Consider the following 3,259-nt stretch of genomic DNA (forward strand, 5'->3'; position numbering starts at 1 on the left):
CTCCTCTTGTTTATTCTCGTTTTTAGCCTTTTATACAAAGCTCTCACGTCCTCCGTAAGAGCCCCGAAATCGTGAGCGGTTAAGTACTTCAAAGTCTCAAGAATGTTTCCTCCTCTTGCAGAGGCTGATGCTCCGAGACTCATGAAGAAGGAAGGAGCGTTTTTGTCCTTATCTTTAATCATCTTCTCTTCTTTTTTAGCCGCTATTCCGGGGATTAAGAGAGGAGTTATCGACAACGCCATTATAAACGAGAAGGGAAGAGAAATCAGCCCGTAAACGTAATTTGCAAAGAGTAAAGCCGTAAACACTACTAAGAATACAACCATTGATAACGCAAACAGCCTGTAGAGCTTTCTGTCAACGCTCGTATACTCTCCAGAGGTTTGCCAGAGCGGATCTTGGGGGGCTACAGCTTTTAAATAAACGATAACACCGATTTCCGCTATGAAGAAGAAAATTACTATGAGGTACATGACTACCATCACGTTCAAGCCAGTCAAGAAAGGCATAATTATTCCGAAAGCTGCGAAGAAGCTCAAAGAAAGAATAATTGAAACGTAAATTTCTTTAAAGATGTCAACGCTGTAAAGCTTCCCGTTGTAAAGCGTTGCGAAGTCCTCCATAACGACCTTCTGCTCCCTCTTTATGAACACCTTGAAATCCTCTCCGCTGTCTATTTCATGTGCCATTCTGTCAAGGAAGTCCGCAAAGAGTTTACTTGGTGTTCTCTTCGCTATAAATCTGCAAGCTTGTGCAAGACTTATCTTCCACTTCGCCATGAGCAGGTAGATTTTCCTTGTTTCCTCTGCAAGAGCTTTGTACTCTTTTCTCTCCGAAAGAATCTTCATCATTTCTTTTCTATCGATTTCCGAGATCGAGAGTACACCAAGATGAGTTATGTAGAAGTGAATGTTGTTTTCGATATCGTTCCTAAATCTGACCTCAATTATTTTCGGGTAAAGCAAAGCTGGAAGAAAGATGAAAATTGGAAGAGAGTAAAACAGAATTGAGAAAAGTCCTAAACCAAGTCGGGGAACGTAAATAATGGCAAAAAGATAGGCAGCGATAGCGGCAGCTAGGGATGGCAGGAGTATGAACCGAATGTACCTTTTCGGCTCTATCCCAAGATGTCTCAGATTCATGCTATCACAGCCTGAAAGGCAGTCCTTCCATTCCCTTCTTGTAGAAATTCCAGATTATCTTTACAACCTCGTAGTAGTCGAATATCTTCTCCTCAACCATTCTACTTAGGATTCGCGCTCTCAACTCCATTTCTTCGTAAATCTTCCTCGGATCGTCAAATCCCGCTGTCTGAGCAATTTTGTTTTCAAGAACGTAGCTGTTGTAAAGTCCTCTGAAGACGTGAGTGTCTGTAACGCTGTCCCACTCGAAAACGGATCTTGTTACCACTCCACCTATCTCCTCGTAATAGCCTTCTATCTCCTCAACAACCAAACACCTTCTGAGGAACTGTCCCTTTCTGTAAACAGCTTGCTGAATTAAAACTACGTTCAGGTTGTCTATGAAAGTTATAGGAACATTGATCGGATCTCCCGTTAAACGCTGAATCAGCTTTTTAACGCTTCCAGCGTGGAAGGTTGCTAAAACCGGATGCCCGGTCTGCATAGCCTGGAAAGCTATCGCTCCTTCTTTTCCTCTGATCTCTCCGACTATGATGTAGTTAGGTCTGCTTCTCAAAGCTGCTCTGAGCAAGTCGAAAAGGTCGACCCTTCCGACCTCTCCCCTTTCTCTTGTGTTCAGCTGCTGCCACACCGGATGGGGGACTTGGACTTCCGGAGTGTCTTCAGCTGTGTAAACCTTCGAATCCGGCTTTATAAACGGGATCATTGCATTAAGGGTAGTTGTTTTCCCGCTTGCCGTCTCTCCGCTCACCCATATGCTCATGCCGTACTCCAAGCAAAGCCAGAGGTAAGCGGCTATCTCAGCCGAAAGGGTTCCCCAAGCAATCAGCTGGGTTATGCTGATAGGAACAGCTGTAAACTTTCTTATCGTGAAAGATGGACCTTTAAGACTGACGTCCGTCGAATAAATTATGTTTATTCTGCTTCCATCCGGTAGAGATCCATCAACGATCGGCTCTTTTTCGCTCACCGGACGACCCATTCTCTCTCCAAGCCCTTTCAAGAATTCAGCCATCTTCAACTCGTCGCCGAAGTCTATGTTCGTCGGCATCATGTCGAAGATCTTGTGGACTACGTGAGTGTTCTTCGGACCGATTACGTGGATGTCCTCTATGTAAGGATCCCTTATCAGAGGTTCGAGCGGTCCGACTCCGAGAACCTCCCTCTTTATCAGGTATCTGAACGTGTAGGCTTCTTCGTAAGTTAGCGGGATCTTCTCGATTCCAAGGGAAAATCGGCTTCTTTTCTTGTACGGCTTCTTATTTCTCGTAATCTCCGTAACCTTATCGAAAAGCGTGTCGATTAACTTCTCCATCTCTTCCTCGCTCTGCGGCTCTTTCTCGTAAGGAGCGAGCTCAAGCATCATGTCCATTACAGCTCTAAACTTTTCCTCTTCTTCCGTCGTTTTTATTCTCGGTTCTATAGCGATGTAATGCTTTTTCCCGTCTCTATCTGTCCAGATGTGTATGAAAATCGGATCTCCAACTGGGTAAATTATGTTCGGTCTCGGTAAAGCCTTCATATCCCTTGAAAGCTGAACGACGAAGTTAGGAATCGTTCCCTCCCTCTTTCTAAAGTTGTCCAAATACCTTTTGAGATGCGGATTTCTTTTCAGAGCTACATCGAGCTTATCGGAGACGATCGCCTTCATTTTACGCCACCGCCGCTATTTCAACCACTAATCCAATCTTCGGCTCAACTCTGAAAGCTATCTGCTTCTGATACTGCATTTGGGCGAGATTGTACTTTTTGATGGTCATCGTGTTTTTTATGTCGGCTCCGAACTTTCTCAGACTGCACTCGGCAAGAAAAGTTGCGGCACTCTCAAGTTCAAGGAAAGACGCTTCATCTATCTCCCCCGGAACCACGGTGGCGATAACGGCTTTCCCCGTTGCTGCGATTCTTTTAATGAAGCTGACAAGATCTATTGCCGAGTTCGGATTTATGTCGAATTTGACGAGAGCTGAGAGGGAATCTATGATTATTACATTGCTTTCAAAAATGTGTCTGCCTGAGATTAACCTCTCTATGTACCTCTCTCTCTTTTTAACCTCGCTTATAAGCGGATAAACAGGAAAAAATTTCAGCCTGCCAGAAATTATGTGCTTCTCAACACC

Annotated in this window: 3 protein-coding genes; all 3 read right to left on the minus strand. The window is 44.4% G+C overall.

Annotated features, from left to right (window positions below; all coding sequences use genetic code 11):
- Nucleotides 1–1,142 (minus strand): type II secretion system F family protein (locus F7C14_RS07320; RefSeq protein WP_290901416.1); only part of this gene is annotated, 1,142 nt, incomplete at its 3' end.
- Between the two features lie 4 nt (nt 1,143–1,146).
- A complete protein-coding gene (locus tag F7C14_RS07325; RefSeq protein ID WP_290901418.1) occupies nt 1,147–2,793 on the minus strand; it encodes a type II/IV secretion system ATPase subunit in 1,647 nt (548 codons plus the stop codon).
- 1 nt (nt 2,794) lies between these two features.
- A partial coding sequence (locus F7C14_RS07330) for a hypothetical protein (RefSeq protein ID WP_290901419.1) occupies nt 2,795–3,259 on the minus strand: 465 nt, incomplete at its 5' end.

It is taken from the genome of Ferroglobus sp., assembly GCF_015521575.1.
Taxonomy (GTDB): Archaea; Halobacteriota; Archaeoglobi; order Archaeoglobales; family Archaeoglobaceae; genus Ferroglobus.

What these genes read in the sequence shown, in the direction of transcription:
- F7C14_RS07325 (WP_290901418.1), bottom strand. Translation starts at nt 2,793, where the DNA reads ATGAAGGCGATCGTCTCCGATAAGCTCGATGTAGCTCTGAAAAGAAAT.